13 protein-coding genes are annotated in these 15,466 nt (G+C 67.6%); 4 read left to right on the top strand and 9 right to left on the bottom strand.

Translation table 11 applies throughout. From position 1 onward, the window contains the following. The first annotated feature begins 37 nt into the window (after positions 1-37). Positions 38-598, top strand: a complete 561-nt coding sequence (locus tag VGM20_10870) for a hypothetical protein (GenBank protein ID HEY4101363.1) — start codon at positions 38-40, stop codon at positions 596-598. 5 nt (positions 599-603) lie between these two features. On the opposite strand, the gene VGM20_10865 is transcribed toward VGM20_10870, so the two are convergent. Continuing rightward, positions 604-1,494, bottom strand: a complete 891-nt coding sequence (locus tag VGM20_10865; GenBank protein ID HEY4101362.1) for a hypothetical protein — start codon at positions 1,492-1,494, stop codon at positions 604-606. Positions 1,495-1,608: 114 nt separating this feature from the next. Here VGM20_10865 and VGM20_10860 point away from each other — a divergent pair, with 114 nt between their 5' ends. The 3 genes from VGM20_10860 to ppaX are packed head-to-tail and all read left to right on the top strand — an operon-like array spanning position 1,609 to position 7,342. Next, on the top strand, positions 1,609-4,551 hold the full coding sequence (locus VGM20_10860) for an N-6 DNA methylase (GenBank protein ID HEY4101361.1): 2,943 nt from the start codon (positions 1,609-1,611) through the stop codon (positions 4,549-4,551). Continuing rightward, a complete protein-coding gene (locus VGM20_10855) occupies positions 4,526-6,637 on the top strand; it encodes a DEAD/DEAH box helicase (GenBank protein HEY4101360.1) in 2,112 nt (703 codons plus the stop codon). The genes VGM20_10860 and VGM20_10855 overlap by 26 nt, the downstream gene beginning before the upstream one ends. Before the next feature lie 57 nt (positions 6,638-6,694). Continuing rightward, positions 6,695-7,342, top strand: coding sequence for a pyrophosphatase PpaX (gene ppaX / locus VGM20_10850; protein HEY4101359.1), 648 nt, complete (start codon positions 6,695-6,697; stop codon positions 7,340-7,342). Here the strand turns inward: ppaX and VGM20_10845 are convergent. From VGM20_10845 to VGM20_10810, 8 genes are read right to left on the bottom strand one after another with little or no spacing between them, the layout of a single operon-like run. Further along, positions 7,339-7,827: a hypothetical protein gene (locus VGM20_10845; protein HEY4101358.1), complete on the bottom strand. Its 489-nt coding sequence runs from the start codon at positions 7,825-7,827 to the stop codon at positions 7,339-7,341. The genes ppaX and VGM20_10845 overlap by 4 nt on opposite strands. Next, entirely contained in the window at positions 7,824-9,200 is a 1,377-nt protein-coding gene (locus VGM20_10840; protein ID HEY4101357.1) for a lyase family protein, read from the bottom strand. The genes VGM20_10845 and VGM20_10840 overlap by 4 nt, the downstream gene beginning before the upstream one ends. Next, the gene (locus VGM20_10835; GenBank protein ID HEY4101356.1) at positions 9,197-10,258 is read right to left on the bottom strand and encodes a M20/M25/M40 family metallo-hydrolase; all 1,062 of its coding nucleotides are present in this window, start codon (positions 10,256-10,258) and stop codon (positions 9,197-9,199) included. The genes VGM20_10840 and VGM20_10835 overlap by 4 nt, the downstream gene beginning before the upstream one ends. Then, the gene (argB, locus tag VGM20_10830) at positions 10,242-11,177 is read right to left on the bottom strand and encodes an acetylglutamate kinase (GenBank protein HEY4101355.1); all 936 of its coding nucleotides are present in this window, start codon (positions 11,175-11,177) and stop codon (positions 10,242-10,244) included. The genes VGM20_10835 and argB overlap by 17 nt, the downstream gene beginning before the upstream one ends. Continuing rightward, positions 11,174-12,217 (bottom strand): N-acetylornithine carbamoyltransferase, encoded by a 1,044-nt coding sequence (locus tag VGM20_10825; protein ID HEY4101354.1) that lies wholly within the window; start codon positions 12,215-12,217, stop codon positions 11,174-11,176. Before VGM20_10825 ends, argB begins: the two co-directional genes overlap by 4 nt. Next, positions 12,214-13,368, bottom strand: coding sequence for an aminotransferase class III-fold pyridoxal phosphate-dependent enzyme (locus VGM20_10820; GenBank protein ID HEY4101353.1), 1,155 nt, complete (start codon positions 13,366-13,368; stop codon positions 12,214-12,216). The genes VGM20_10825 and VGM20_10820 overlap by 4 nt, the downstream gene beginning before the upstream one ends. Beyond that, positions 13,362-14,387 (bottom strand): N-acetyl-gamma-glutamyl-phosphate reductase, encoded by a 1,026-nt coding sequence (argC, locus tag VGM20_10815; GenBank protein HEY4101352.1) that lies wholly within the window; start codon positions 14,385-14,387, stop codon positions 13,362-13,364. The genes VGM20_10820 and argC overlap by 7 nt, the downstream gene beginning before the upstream one ends. Next, entirely contained in the window at positions 14,384-15,466 is a 1,083-nt protein-coding gene (locus VGM20_10810) for a hypothetical protein (GenBank protein ID HEY4101351.1), read from the bottom strand. Before VGM20_10810 ends, argC begins: the two co-directional genes overlap by 4 nt.

Genomic DNA, 15,466 nt, shown 5'->3' with positions numbered 1-15,466 from the left:
GATTACGATTGATCCACTCTGTTCTGGAGACGATCGATTGCGTTCGTCCCACCCCACACAGCTGGCCGCAGCAAAGGCCACGCTCGATGCGCGCGATGCGATGGCGGCCGAATGGGCCGACTGGCTGGTCGACCGCGCCGGCTCCAGCACCATTCCACGCGCCACGCTCGAGCGCCAGTTCCGTCTGGTGATCGAGACGCTGGTGGAAATGCTAGGGCCACTGAAGCGCGAAGCCAAGCTCGTCTGGCAGCACGTGCTGGAACATTACGGACGGAGCGCCGCCGCGCGCGGACTGGCGGCGGGCGAAGTGGTGGAGGAACTGCAGCAACTGCGGGTCCTGTTGATCAAGTACATCGGGCCCTTCGTGGCGGCGATGCGGCCCCGCCGAGCGGTCGCCGTCTTTCTCCGGCTCAATGCGATCGTCGATCGCGGCATTGCCGCGGCCGTGGTGGGATACACCGACGCGCTGGTCGCCTCGCTGCTCCTCAAGGACCGCGATGGCCAGCTGCTCACCGAGACGAATGCCGAGGATCTCGGCCGCCAGCTGGAAGGTCTCGAAGCCGAGCTCGAACCGATCGCGGGGAAAAACGGCCGCTAGCCGGGCTACGGTGTCGTGGTCGAGTGGCCGGCGAGCGCTTCGTCGAGGAGACGGGAGAAGATGGCCCGCGACACCGGATCGGCCGGTATCTCCTTGATGACCGCCAGCATCGCGTCGCCATCCTGCGCGATCTGCGCGGCGACTGTTCGATAGACATCCCGCTTCCCCGCAACACGCGCCGCTTCGAGCCGAGCCGCTTCGGCGTCCACGGTATCCCGCTCGGACAGGAAGACCTTCAGCAGCGAATCGTTGCGCGGTCCGGCGTTGAATCGACGAGCGGCGGCGAGCGGTCGGTTTCCCAGCGAGATCGCCAGCGCCACCTGGCGCGTGGTCTCGGCATCGAGCCATCCATCGGGAGGATAGCTGATGCCACGCTCGAGGAAGGCGAGCTCCGGATTGTCGTGAGCGAATGGCCCGTACGGCGAATCGATGAACCAGACGTGCGTCATCACCAGCCGATGGCCCGGGATCGACAGCGCTGGATGTTCGTGCCACATCGCCGCCCCGTCGAACCCATCCGGGGTCGGTGCCCCGGTCTTCACTTCGTAGGTGTACGCCACACCCACGAGCTTCTGCGCGCCACCGATCGGCGCGAACATCAGCGTCGGCGGATGCTCGATGTCAAACTCGCCGCTCAGGACGAGCGCGGGATTGCTCCAGTGCTCTCCCTGCATCGGGACATCGCCAAACCGCGGCCGGTACCCGGCGGCGCGGGCTTTTTCGGGCGAGTCGAGTTGCGACGCGACCCTGCGGGCTTCGGCGATCTGGTCTTTCGCCTTCTGCGTCAGTGGATGGTTCATGATCATCATCTGACCGTGATCCATCGCCATCGACGATTGTGCGGCGAGGGCGCCTGGGAATAACAGCAGCGCCGCCACGCTCAGTTGCATCCGCATTGATACCTCCGAATTCACGGTACGGCGTGACCTGGAACGAAGTTCCGCGTCGCCAAGTACCGGTCAGCCGACTTTCGCACCGTCCCAACGATCGCGGGCTGCGAGTCTACCCGCATGGAATCCTCGTCGAAGGCCGAGTCGATGGCGGAGTTCGCCGCGCTCGTTCGCCATCTCGGTGGCGAAGCGTTGGCCCTTCCGCGAGTGTTTCTCGGCCCGATTCCGATTGCCGCGATCGGTACGCTGGCGGCGCTGGACGTCTGGGGCGTCATCGGTTCCTCACATGAGACGGTCCACACCGCCAGACGTTTAGCTCGGTGCGGGAGGCTTGGATTGGTCGTCGGATCGGACCCGGCAACCGATCGCTGGAGTGCGGTGATCAATGTCCATCCGATGCGTCCGGTCGCAATGCTCCGCGGCGACGTCATGGCGCTGCCATTCCGCCGGCTTGCTCGCGCGGTGCGAGCTGCCTCCGTCACGTCGCTGGAGCAGGCGGTCGCGTTCGCCGAGGCGCTCGACGTCGATGCCGAAGGCCGCAGAACATTTCGTCTCCTTCACGGCCTGATTCGCGCCGGCGTGGAGATGCTCCCGCGGTCGGTCCGGCTGGAAGATCGTCACGCATGGACCCTGGCCCAGCTGACTCGCCTTCTCTTTCTGCGGTTCGTCGAATCGGAAGGCTGGCTCGACGGGAATCCGCGCTTCCTGCTCGATGGCTTCGACCGGTGCGCTGCTGCTCGTCGTGACCCCACACGCTATTTCCTCGATCCGCTCTTCTTCGGCACGCTCAATCGGCCCGCTCACGAACGAAGTGCGCTCGCGCGGTCCTTTGGTGCAGTTCCGTTCCTCAACGGCGGCCTGTTCGAACCACACGTGATTGAGCGGCGAATCAAGATGCGACTTCCCGTTTCGTACTGGCAGCATGCGTTCGAAGCGTTGGTCGAGCGGGTCGACGTGACGCTCGATGCCGATGCCGACGATGGACGAGTCGCCCCGGAACTCCTTGGTCGCGTGTTCGAAGGAGTCATGCAACCTGCGGAACGCAAGGAGCATGGCACGTTCTTCACGCCACCGGCGCTGGTCGAGGCACTGGTGCGGGACGCCTTGACGTGCCACCTCGCGTGGCGAATGCCCCGGGGAGAATCGGAACTCGCCAGATCGCTCGACGATCCAGACCCCGTGTTGCGCCGGACGCTGCTCGACGTGGCCGTGCTCGATCCCGCGGTGGGATCGGGCGCGTTTCTGGTCGGTGCGCTGGCGATCCTTCACGGGCCGGGTCCTCGGCATGCCGGGCGCACTCGCTTTCTCGTCACCCGCCGACTCTATGGTGTCGACCGACATCCGGATGCGGTACGGCTCTGCGAACTCCGGCTCTGGCTCGAAGTCCTGCGAGCGATGCGCGGCCGATCGATTGCGGAGATTCCGCCACTGCCGAATCTCGACGCCAGGGTGCGAGCGGGCGACACGCTGATCGATCCACTCCATCATGAGACGGTCGGCCGTCGCGCCGCGCAGTTGATTGCTGCCCGTCAGCGGTCGATCGATGGAATGCATGGGCAACCGAAACGTGCTGCGATCACTTCCGCCCGCGCGAGTGAGCGACGGGCAGTCCTCGAGGCGCTCGAGCAGCGCCGAGATCAATTGCAGCAGGACATCGCCCAGTGGCTTGCGGCAGCACGCGCTCCGACTCTCTTCGGCGGACGACATCGTGTCGGCACCGCCGGTCGGCGCGAACTGGTCACCCTCCGAGCGGCAATGTGGAGGTGTCGCGCGGAGCTTCGCCGTCTGGCGCGTGATGCGTCTTCCGCGCCATTCGCCATCCGGACGGCGTTTGCTCCCGTCTTCGCACGCCGCGGCGGGTTTGATCTCGTCCTGGGCAATCCCCCGTGGATCCGGGCCGAGCGACTGGCGCCGTCGACTCGAGACACCCTCATGCAGCGGTATCGCTGGTGGCGCGGCAGCGGAACGGGGTGGCAACATCTCCCCGATATCGCGATTGCCTTCATGGAGCGGAGCGTCGAACTGGCAGCGCCGGACGGCACCGTGGCGTTGCTGGTCCCAGCCAAGATCGCCACGGCGAATTATGGTGCCGCCGCCAGAGCGTCACTGGCGACCAAGACATCGCTCCATTGTGTGGCCGACCTCGCCGACGATCCGCGCGCCGGCTTCGACGCGACAACGTATCCGCTTGCGCTGATCGCCAGCCGGCGACCGCCGTCGGCAACGGATCGCGTCCGTCTCGGGCTGACCCGCGACGCACCGACTGCACCGCAGCAGCAGTGGGGGAGCGCTGCGACGTGGAGCCTCGGGTCACCCGAGATCCATCGCATCGCCGCACGACTGTCGCGCGAGCATCCGCCGCTATCGGAGCATGTCGCGGCGCAGCTGGGACTCAAGACCGGCGCCAATGCGGCATTCATCGATCCGCCGGCGGCACTGCACGCGTGGGGACGCCCGGCAATCAGGGGACGAGACATCAGGCCGTTCTCTGCGCCGGCCGGCACGATGGTACTCTGGCCGGCGGACGACCGCGGCGTTCCGTGGGAGACGCTTCCCACGCCGGTCGCGGAATATCTCGAGACTCATGCGTTGCGACTCAAGCGTCGCGCTGATCATCACAACGGGCCCTGGTGGCAGCTGTTCCGAACGCGCGCTGCGACAGCGCCCCACCGCGTGATATGGCGAGACCTCGCTCCGACGTTGCAAGCCGCCGTGGTGTGGCGATCGTCCGACGTTCCGCTCAACAGCTGCTATGTCGCGGCGGTCCGGTCGGAACTCATCGCCGCGTCGCTCGCGGCGTGGCTGAATGCCACACCGATTCGCGTGCTGGCTCGGCTCGTGGCGGAACCGGCGGCCGGCGGATGCGCGCGCTATGCCGCCCGGGCCGTCGGCGCGATTCCACTGCCAGCGGTCGCGTTGGGCGATCCGGTCCTCGCGGCATTCTGCCATACGGCGGCCGGCCACGACGTACAGGACGCACTCGATTCGCACGTCGCGCAATTGCTCGATCTTTCGACGTCAGAACGCCAGTTATTCGATGCCGTGGCCGCGCGTCGTCGCTGAAGCGCTCCGATCGGTTGCGCATCCGGCGGAGATGGGCGCTGCCTCTCTCACCACCCATCCGCTCGCGACGACGCTGCAGCGCATCGCCGACGCAGAGAGGGCAGAATTGCCGAACGCGGCGGCGCCGGCGTTCCTGCTCCCTCACCAGATCGAGCCATGGCGGCGGGTGACCGCGGCGTTGCGAGGGTGGGACGGCGCCCTGCTGGCGGAGCGACCGGGTACCGGAAAAACCTGGATAGCGCTGGCCATCGCATCGCGGCATGACGGTCCGGTCGTTGCCATGGTTCCGGCCATCGTTCGTGGGCAGTGGGAGTCGGCCGCAGCGCGTGCCCAGCTCCAATTGACCTTCTGGACGCACGAGCGGCTGTCGCGCGGAAAGTTGCCGCCGATAGACGCGAGACTGGTGATCGTCGACGAAGCCCACCGCTTTCGGGACCTGTCGTCTCGGCGAAGCCGCACGATGGCACCATGGCTCGTCGGCCGGAAGACCTTGCTGATCAGCGCCACGCCAATCGTCAATCGCGTCGCGGATCTCATCGCGCTGCTCCGCCTGGTCGTGTCGGACGATGCGCTGGCCCTGGATGGCACCCAGCGATTGACCGACCTGCAACAGGAGATTCCCACGAATTCAGGGCTCCGCCGGGTCGTGGTGCGGTCGACCGCTGTACCGCCGGAGCTCTTCGCACGGCGAACGGAAGTGATCAACGCCGACGAGGAGGAGGTCCGCCGAGGAGAAGCTGCGGTCGCAGTGATCGGCCGGCTGGTGCTGAGCGAATCGGGGAGCGTCCGGCGACTGGTCCGGTCGGTGCTCCTCGATGCCGCCGCGTCGAGCGACGCCGCGCTGTGGAGTGCACTCCATCGGTATCGCGCCCTGCTGCTGCAGTCTCGAGACTCGGGGGGGGCGTCTCGCGCCATGCTCCGCCGATTCGCGGGAGAGGCACTCGACCAGCTCGTCTTCTGGCCGTTGCTCGAGGTCCAGCCGGCATTGGGCGATCTTCCCCATGGCGACATTGCATATCTCGACAGGATCCTCGCTCAACCGGCGCCGGCGGAGCGATGGATTGTCGACATCGCGCATCGGTGCGCGGACGGCGCGATTACGACCTGCTTTGCGCGCCATCGCGCCACCGCCCAGCGACTGCGGGAGACAATGGGTGATTCCGCGGCGTGGGTCACCGGTGGTGCCGCGGGAATCGGCCCGCATCGGATGGATCGCGCAACGGTGCTTGCCGCGTTCGGACCATCACGAGCGTCGTGGCAATCGCGCCGGCATGTCCCGTTGATGCTGATCGCGACCGACGTCGCCGCCGAAGGACTCGACCTGCATGCCGCGGGTCGGATCGTCCACGTCGATCTGCCGTGGACGGCGATGCGCATCGAGCAACGTGAGGGGCGACTGCTCCGGATCGGTCAACATCACCATCGCGTCGATGTGGTGGTGCGGATGCCGGCCCCTGCGATCGAAGCGGCGCTGGCGCCCGCGGCGCGGATCGACCGCAAGAGCGCACTGACACGGCAATGGCTCGCCGCACTCGAGTTTCATCCTCCAGCGTGCGGAGACGCCGCATCGCACGTCAGCACCACGGCGCTGCGCGACGGCGGCGCCTCTGCGACAATTGTCGCGGTCCAACTTGCGCGCGGATCGCGGCATGGACGGATGGTCGTGACGCGAATCGCCGGGACGCCGTGGACCAGCGATCTGCGGCAGGCCCGCGCGCTGATCGACCGAGCGCGGCGGGCGATGCCGGGTGTTGGCCGCGTCGACGAGCAGCGCCAGTTGATTGGCGAGGCAATGCGCGCCGCGCTCGGCCTGGCGTCATCGGAGCATCACGCGCCATGCGCCGGCCTGATCGCTCGCGTGCACCGCCTGGCGCGCCGTGCGGCGAAGGAGCGCGACGCGGCGGTACTGGCCAGACTCGACCGGTTGCTCCGCTTCGCAGCGGCCTCGCCGACCGCGGGCGCACGGTCGATCCTCTCCGACCTGTGCGCGGCCCGTGACGACGAACTCTGTCGAGCCGACGTTCCCGATTGTCCGGGTGTGAGTCCCGTGACCGCCTGTGTGGTCGGCGCGATCTTCCTCCAGTGAGCCGTTCCGTGTCGCTCGGTCCCCTACCTTCCGAGCGTTCGCTGGCTACGTTGACGCATGGCGCATTTCGACACCGTACTCTTCGACCTCGACGGGACGCTCATCGATTCGGTCGACCTGATCGTCGACAGCTACCACCACACCTTCCGGACGCACGGCCTCCCGCCCCGTTCGCGGGATGAGATCCTGGCGGGGATGGGCACGCCACTCCGCGCCGTCTTCGGCACGATGTCCGGTGACGCCGCCACAATCGACTCGTGGATCGCGACGTACCGCGAGTACAATCTGACGCATCACGATACTCGGATTCACGCATATCCCGAGGTCGTCATGATGGTGCAGCGGATCGCCGCCGGTGGGCGGCGGCTGGGGCTGGTGACCAGCAAGAACCGATCGGGTGCACAGCGCGGGCTCAATCTGATTGGGTTGGGAGCGGTCATGGAGGTCATCGTCGGCGCCGATGATGTCACGCACCCCAAACCGCATCCCGAACCGGTGGAGCGTGCACTCGAAGCGCTGGGTACGTCGCGTGAAGGCTGCCTCTTTGTCGGCGATTCACATCACGATGTGATCTGTGGACGAAATGCCGGCGTGCGGACTGCGGGCGTGACATGGGGCCCGTTCGACCGGACGCATCTCGAAATCGTCGCGCCCGACTACTACTGCGCCTCGCCGGCGGAGCTGCTCGCGATCATCGAAGGCTAGCGGGAATCGGCTTCGTCCATGTCGGTGCCGTCGTCGCCGCCGGCGAGCCCGCGCAGATGCCGGACGATCTGAGCCTGCGCCGCACGATCCCGGGTCGCCACGAAGATGGTATCGTCTCCACCGATCGTTCCGACCACCTCAGGCCACGCGAGCAGATCGATCGCGCTGCCGACGCGCTGTGCCTCGCCGGGCGGGGTGTGCAGCACCAGCAATGCGTCGCCCGCCGTTTCGACCGACAGCAGCGACTCGGCAATGCGGCGCTGATTCGGATCGACGATCTCCCGGATCCGCGCCGCGGCGGCTCGTTGATAAATGCCGTCGATCTTGATCAATCCAAGCGCCGCGATATCGCGGCTCACGGAGCTCTGCGTCACATCCCATCCTTCGCGGCCGAGCGCTTCGGCCAGATCCTCCTGGGTCCGCAGCGGGCGGGTGGCAACCAGTTCGAGGATCTTGAGGTGTCGCTGTCGCCGGCCGTGTGTCATCGACGTTTCCTGCCGCAGAGCCGGTCGAGCGCACCCTGGAACCGGCGGCGCTCTCCTTCGCCCCACCGACGCGCGGCGCGGGCCCTCGCCGCGAGTGCCCGCCACGGAATGTTCCCCATGCCGCCCGTGCTGGTGCGCTTCGCGGCAAGCGCTCGCGCCGACGGGCGTGGGAAGATCTCACCACGCGCACTCGCGGTGGCGACTTCATGGTAGGCGCGTCGAAAGGGGGCACCCGCACTCACCCGCCGCATCACCTCGTCGGTCGCGAAAACATCGTTGACGAGGGCCGCATCGCCGCGCGCCACGTTGACGCCGAGTTCCGGAATCGCTGCGGCCAGGATGTCGAGCATCTCGCGCGTCAGGTCGACACCGCGCCAGAGCGGCCCCTTGAGCAGCTGAAAGTCGCGGTGATATCCGCCGGCCAGTTTGGAGCGGAGCGCAAGCACCGCGGCGAGATCGCCCTCGATCAGCGCCGTCCGTGCGCGCGTCAGCTCGAAGAGATCGGGATTCCGCTTGTGCGGCATGATGCTGGAGCCGGTGGCCCACCGCGGCGGCAGCACCACCCATCCCGCTTCCGCCGCGCTGAACTGGATGACGTCGGTGGAGAGCTTGGCACATTCCTGCGCCGCACCGAGACACCAGAAGAGGACCGCTCCCTCGATCTGTCCACGAGCGTTCTGCGTGGTGGTGACGACCTGATCGACGCCGGCAAATCCCAGCGCACGCGCTGCGGCTTCGCGATCGAGCGGTAGCGGGACGCCGTACCCGGCAGCACTGCCGAGGGGCGACCGGTCGAGTCGTGGCCAGAACCCCGCGATCCCGTCGGCGGCGTCGAGGATCCCTTCGGCATACGCCGCGGCCCAGAGTCCGGCCGATGACGGCATCGCAATCCGATGATGCGTGTACCCCGGCCACACGACGGCGCGGTGTTGACGCCCGAACGCGAGGAGCACCTCCGCAAGGGCGATCATCCGCGCGTGGAGCGACAGCGCCTCATCCTTGAGCGACAGCCGCAGGTCGAGCGCGACCTGGTCGTTGCGCGACCGACCGGTGTGGACCCGTTCGCCGACGTCGCCGGCATGACGGGTCAACCAGAATTCTACGGCGCTGTGCACGTCCTCGTGCCGCGCCTCGATCCGCAATGCCCCGCTCTTCGCCGCGTCGAGCGCGGCCTGCAGCGCCCGGCGCATGCGACCATGCTCGCGCGCCGAGATGATCCCGCCGCCGGCGAGCGCCTCGAGATGCCCGAGCGAGCCGATCACGTCCCACGAAAGAAGGCGCGCATCGGCGACCCGGTCGTCACCGACGGTGTACGCCAGCATTCGCGGGTCGGGGCCGGCCGAGGAAGACCAGAGCGTTTCCGATCGCTTCATGCGAGGTACTCCATCGCGGTGCGGAAGTAGAAGGCGCGCGCTTCCGTGACTTCAGCGATTTCGACCGCCTCATCGGGCGTGTGCGAGCGTCGTGACGTCCCCGGTCCGACCTTGATCGCATCGAGGTGCCGCAGGTAGCACCAGTCGGAACAGGTCGGCGAGCCGAAGGTGGTGGCAGCCGGTGCCGCACGTCGCGCGGCGCCCAGGAGGCGTGATCCCGGCGGCGTCTCGCACGGCACCAGCCGCTTCGACGTTACGATCACCTCGCTCGACAGTCGTTCGCGAAGCGCCTCTTCCAGCTCGTCGTGCGACCAGGCCGGCGTCGAACGAACGTCGAGAATCGCCTTGGCTGATGGCGGCGTGACGTTCCGCGACACGCCGGCGTCGAGCATCGTCGGCGTGACCGTCGCCCGGCCGAGAACGGGGTGCACCCGCTCCCCCACGAGGTCGTCGAGCCGGACCAGATCGCGCGCCAGTGTCGTGATCGCGTTGTCGCCGTCACCGGCATATCCGGCGTGGCGCTGCGACCCGCGCGCCACGAGATCGACCATCATCAGGCCGCGTTGCGCGATCGCGAACTGGAGATTGGTCGGTTCGCCGACGAGCGCCGCGTCGATGGCGCCGGCACGGGCAATCGCATCGGGCATCGTGGCGAAGCGGGTTTCCTCGCCGTATGAGAAGATGGCGAGGAGCCGGCCGCGAAATTCCCGGCGCGACTGCGACAGGTCCCACACGGCGTGCAGCATCGCGCTGACGGAGGCCTTGGCATCCCCTGATCCGCGGCCGTACAGGAGCCCGTGTTCGATCTCCGGCACGAAGGGATCGCGGGTCCAGCCGTCGCCCGGCGGGACCACATCGAGATGCGATGCCAGCGCAAGCGTCGGCCCCGATGCCGCATCCCCAACGGCAATGCGCACGCTGGTCTCGTCGCGCACCACGTCGAGCCCGAGCTCCTGCGCGCGCGCCTCGACCAGCGCCGCTGCGGCGGCTTCGCCACCGCTGATCGACGGGACGGCAACGAGATCGCGGAGAAACGCGATCTCAGCTGGCCAGGTCAACTCCGAGATAGGTCGCCTTCTCCTTCCGCCCAACGATCATCGTTCCACATCCCGACCCGGTGAAGACCTCGAGCAGCAGCGCATCTGGCGCGCGGCCATCGATGATGTGGGTGCGCTCGACGCCACCGGTGGCGGCGCGGATGCACGATTCGACCTTGGGCCGCATTCCGCCCGCCACCGCACCGCTGGTGATGAGTTCCTGCAAGTCGTCCGGATCGGCGAACGTCACCAGCGTGGCCGGGTCCGTGCGATCGCGCAGCACGCCCGGCGCCCCGGTGAGGAAAATCAGCTTCTGGGCTTTCAGCGCGAGGGCGATCGATTCGGCCACGGTGTCCGCGTTGACGTTGAACACGTTGCCATCGGCGTCGCCGGCGAGCGATGAAATGACCGGAACAAATCGCGCATCCATCAACGTGAGGAGCACACGCGAATCGACGCGTTCGATGTCGCCGACATGACCGTAGTCCACCGTCCGCTCGACCCCCGCGTCGTCCGTGACCCGGACCGGCGGACGGCGCGTGGCGCTGAGCAACTCGCCGTCCACACCGGACAATCCCACCGCCTGCACGCCGCTTCCGTGAAGCGCCGATACCAGCTGGGTGTTGAGCAGGCCGCGGTAGACCATCTTGGCGATCTCGAGCGCCGCGTCGTCGGTGACGCGACGCCCCGCCACCATCACCGGCTCGATCCCCATTCGCCGGGACAGCGCGGTAGCCTGCGGTCCGCCACCGTGGACCACGACGAGCCGGATCGACAGCGACGCCAGGAGCGCGAGCTGTTCGGTCACCTGCTCGAGAGTATGCGCGTCGGCAAGGACCTCACCGCCGAGCTTCACGACAAACACATTGTCTCGATAGGCGCGGACGTATCGCAGCGCGCCCTTGAGACCGGTGACACCCTTGGTTGAATCGATCGTCACGCTGCAATCCCCGCACGAGTGGTCTGACCTGCATCGCCGATCATTTCCAGCAGCAGCGCGCGCTGCACGTGGAGGCGATTCTCTGCTTCGTCGATCACCGCGCTCTGCGGTCCATCGAGCACGGCGCCATCGATTTCCACGTTGCGCCGGACCGGGAGACAGTGCATCGCGATCCCCGCACCGCCAGCCGTTCGCCGCATCCGTTCCGCGGTCAATCGCCAGTCGCGCCGACCCTCCCGAAGAGCGCGCTCCGCGTCCGGCGCGCCAAAGTGAAGCAGCGAACCCCACGACTTGGGATAGACGACGTGGGCACCGTCGATCGCGCCGTCGAGATCGTCGGTCACGTCGACCGATCCGCCGCGGGCCTGCGCCAGCGTCCGGATCGCAGCGTAATCGTCGGGGTCGAGATCGAATCCCGGAGGACGAGCAATCGTGATCTGCATGCCGAGATGCGCCGCGGCGATCGCACCGCTTGCCGGGACGGCGGTCGGGAGGGCCTTCGGATGCCACGCCCACATCAGCACGAATCGTTTTCCGCCAGTCTCGCCGAGCTTCTCCTGCATCGTGAAGGCGTCGGCGAGCCCCTGGCATGGATGCCGGCGGGAGGATTCGAGATTGATCACCGGCTTGGTGCTGTACCTGGCGAAGTTCCGGATCGTCAGGTCCTGACGCTCGACGTTCCAGTCCGTCCCCTTGGGAAAGGTCCGCACGGCAAGCGCGTCCGCGTATCGGCTGAGCACGCGCGCCGCTTCGATGATGTGTTCGACCGTGGCGCCGTCCATCACGGCATCGACATCGGTCTCGAGCGACCAGCTTCCCTTCCCGGGTTCGAGGCAGAGGGCGTGACCGCCGTGGAGGAACATCGCCGTCTCCATCGACGACCGGGTCCGCAGCGACGGATCCATGAAGATCATCGCCAGCACCTTCTTCACCAGACCGCTGTCGATCTCGCGACGCTTGCACCGCGCCGCGAGCGCGAAGAGGTGATCGATCTCGTCCGCCGACCACTCTTCCATCGCCAGGAAATCGCGTCCGCTCATGCCAGCACCGAGCGCAGCGCCATGAGAAGCCTCCCCGCTTCATCCTGCGAGAACGAGAGCGGTGGGAGGAGGCGCAGCGTACGGGGATCGGTCGACGTACCGGTGAGCACGTGGTGCGCCCAGAGCGCGCGCTGCACCTCCGCAGCGGGACGATCGAGTTCGAGGCCGAGGAGGAACCCCAGCCCGTGCACCGCAACGACGTGCGGCAGGCGACGCGCCTCGGCGGCGATCCAGCTGCTCACGGTACGCACGTTGTCGAGCAGATCGTCACGCTCGATCACGGCAAGGTTCGCGAGTGCCGCCGCGCACGGCACCGGGCCGCCGCCGAAGGTCGAGCCGAGATCGCCGACCTTGATGTCGTCGACCAGCGATGGTGCGGCCACGACGGCACCGATCGGCAGCCCCGCCGCGAGCCCCTTGGCCATCGCAATCGCGTCGGGGACCACCCCGAACTGCTCCGCGGCGGTGAACGTTCCGGTCCGGCCGACGCCGCATTGCACTTCATCGAAGAGCAGCTTCGCACCGCGCTCATTACAAAGACGGCGCGCCGCCTCCAGAAACGCCGGTGTCGCCGTGCGCGCGCCGCTGAATCCCTGCACCGGTTCGAGCAGCACGGCAGCAACGGTATCGTCAACGGCGTGGTCCAGCGCCTCAACGTCGTTGAACGGAACCTTGCGCGACAACGGCACACCCGCTCGCCGGGCGCCCGCTTCATAGCGCTCGCCATCGGTGCACGCCAGCGTCGCCGCGGTGCGGCCGTGCCATCCACCGCGCATTGTCACGACCGTGGTGCGACCGGTCTTGCGGCGGGCGAGGCCCAACTGGTTTTCGTTGGCTTCCGCACCGGAATTGCAGAAGAAGACATGCGCCAGCGGATCGGGAGCGAGTCGCGCCAGCGTGTCGGCAAGCTCTTCACGCGCCGCGTGCGGCACCGCGGTCGAATAGAAGAGAAGCCGCGCCGCCTGATCTGCGATCGCGGCAACCACATCGGGATGCGAATGACCGCAGCTCGCTACTGCGTGCCCGCCGTAGGCATCAAGCCATTCGGTGCCGGTGTCGTCGACGAGCCACGATCCGTGGCCCGACACTGCGCGCAACGGAAAGGTGGCATACACCGGAAGCAGCGCGCTCGGCGCCGTCTCTGTCAGCATGGAAAGACTCCTGGCGCGGTGAGCCCCGCGGTTTCGTCGAGGCCCAGCGCGAGATTCATCGCCTGGACCGCCTGTCCGCCGGCGCCCTTGATGAGGTTGTCGATGACGCACATGACCTGGAGTTCGCGACGGTCGTCGGAAGCGACCGCATGGAGCAACGCGAAATTGGATCCGACGACCTGCGTGAGCTGCGGCGGCGCGTCGAGCACCCGGACGAACGGCCGGTCCGCAAACTGTTGCTGCAGATGCTGACCGACGTCGCTGACCGGTGCGCCAAGCTGGGCGTGGATCGTGGCGTGGATACCGCGAACAAAGGGCCCCGAGTGGCAGATCATCCTGGCGTGCGCCGCCGGATCGCTCCGCCACGCGCGCCACTGCTCCAGCACCTCGCCTTCGTGGCGATGGCCCATCCCCGGATAGGCGAACATGTTGTGCGCGCGAGCCGGGTGATGGGTCGTCGGCCTGGGCTGCTGACCCGCGCCGCTCGATCCGGTGACCGCAAAGACGACCGGCGGCGCCGCCAGCGGCAGATCGGCAAGTGCGCGCAGACCGAGTTGCGCCGCCGTGGCGAAACATCCCGGCGCGGCGATCGCCGTCGAGCCCCGCAACGCATTTCCCGCCACATCAGCGAGCCCATAGGCAAACCGGTGCACCATCGCCGCCGGGCGCGGCGCCGTGTAGTACCGTTCGTGCAGGCGCCCGTCACGGATCCGGAAATCCGCGGAGAGGTCGACGATCATGCCGCAGCCGGCGTCGACGAGCGATTCGACGAGTGCCGAGGATTCTCCGTGTTCGAGCGCGAGGAAGACGACATCCTTGCCGCGCGCGGCTGCCACCGGATCGTGCGCCGCGAAGCGAGCCGACGTGATCAGCGCCATCGCGGGATGAAGATCAGCGATCGGTTTCCCTGCGTGCGATCGTGAGGTGGCAGTCACCTCGCGCACCTCCGGATGCTGCAGGGCGATCCGCAGCAATTCACCGCCAGCGTACCCCGCGGCCCCCAGCACCGCAACTCTCATGCAGCGTCCGCCCGGCGGGATTTCCAGCGATCAATCGCCTCGCGCACCCGCAACACCAGCCCCTCCGCGTCGCGACGCGCGTTGTGCGCGGGGAGGTCGAGTTGCTGGTCGATGTATCGGCGACCGACATCGTTGTCGGTGGCCGGACCGGTGATCGCCGTGATCGGCAGGTCGAACTCATCGCGCATCAGTTCGCGCGCACCCCAGCACGCGACCGGATCGGGCGCCGCCACGACATATGCGGCCCCAATCGCCATCAGGTCGGGCGCGCGCAGAATGTCCTGGACACCGTATTCGCCGAGGATCCCGTCACCGAGTTCGGCGACAACGACGTCGGGTTTGGCACCGCGCGGATCGGCCAGCCGGTTGAACAGGCCGCGAGCGACCGGCACGGTCATCCCGGCGCGCGTGCTCGCGGCACCGGCATCGTTGAAGGTCACCGCGGCCACCGCACCGGCGTCGCGCATCGAGAGGGCATCGCGCATCAGCGACACCCCGGTGAGCTTGGCCGCGCCGACGCGCCAGCCGGCGCGAGTGAGACCACGCACCAGTTCGGTCGCCGCGACCGTCTTGCCGGCGTTCATGCACGTTCCCGCGACGTACACGACCGGGATGTCGCACTGCAGAGTCTCCGCCGGCGGAATGGCGTGATCGCGGATGTGCGCCGGCCGCCCGACCCGATCGCCAAGGTCCGGAAAGGCGAGCACCGCGCCGAGAACCTCCGCGTCAAACGGAGCGCCGATGTCGGGATTCTGCGACGTGCACCGGCCAAGAATGCCGCCGAGATTGAGGACGTTGATCACCTCGCCCACCGCAAGCGTCGCGGGCACCTCGCCGGCATAGCCCCGGAGCGCGCGTCGAACGCCCAGGGTACCGGCAAGGATGTCGCCGGCGCGCAGCGCAACCATCCGCCCGCTCAGGTCCTCGACTTCATTGTATGTGCTCTTGTCGTTAAGCAGGCGCACCGCGAGGACATATCCCTCCTCGGCCACGATTTCGTCACCGAGGATGACATCGGGCTGCAGCGCGGCATTCCGCGTCGACGACGCAATGCGATCGAGTCGGACTCGCGTGGTCAC

Source organism: Gemmatimonadales bacterium (genome assembly GCA_036500345.1).
Lineage (GTDB): Bacteria > Gemmatimonadota > Gemmatimonadetes > Gemmatimonadales > GWC2-71-9 > Palsa-1233.
Note: the sequence above shows the minus strand (reverse complement) of the source record. Positions and strands in the feature narration are given on the sequence as shown.

What these genes read in the sequence shown, in the direction of transcription:
- VGM20_10865 (HEY4101362.1), bottom strand. Translation starts at nt 1,494, where the DNA reads ATGCGGATGCAACTGAGCGTGGCGGCGCTGCTGTTATTCCCAGGCGCC.
- argC (HEY4101352.1), bottom strand. Translation starts at nt 14,387, where the DNA reads ATGAGAGTTGCGGTGCTGGGGGCCGCGGGGTACGCTGGCGGTGAATTG.
- VGM20_10825 (HEY4101354.1), bottom strand. Translation starts at nt 12,217, where the DNA reads ATGAGCGGACGCGATTTCCTGGCGATGGAAGAGTGGTCGGCGGACGAG.
- VGM20_10860 (HEY4101361.1), top strand. Translation starts at nt 1,609, where the DNA reads ATGGAATCCTCGTCGAAGGCCGAGTCGATGGCGGAGTTCGCCGCGCTC.
- VGM20_10845 (HEY4101358.1), bottom strand. Translation starts at nt 7,827, where the DNA reads ATGACACACGGCCGGCGACAGCGACACCTCAAGATCCTCGAACTGGTT.
- VGM20_10820 (HEY4101353.1), bottom strand. Translation starts at nt 13,368, where the DNA reads ATGCTGACAGAGACGGCGCCGAGCGCGCTGCTTCCGGTGTATGCCACC.
- VGM20_10855 (HEY4101360.1), top strand. Translation starts at nt 4,526, where the DNA reads ATGCCGTGGCCGCGCGTCGTCGCTGAAGCGCTCCGATCGGTTGCGCAT.
- ppaX (HEY4101359.1), top strand. Translation starts at nt 6,695, where the DNA reads ATGGCGCATTTCGACACCGTACTCTTCGACCTCGACGGGACGCTCATC.
- VGM20_10840 (HEY4101357.1), bottom strand. Translation starts at nt 9,200, where the DNA reads ATGAAGCGATCGGAAACGCTCTGGTCTTCCTCGGCCGGCCCCGACCCG.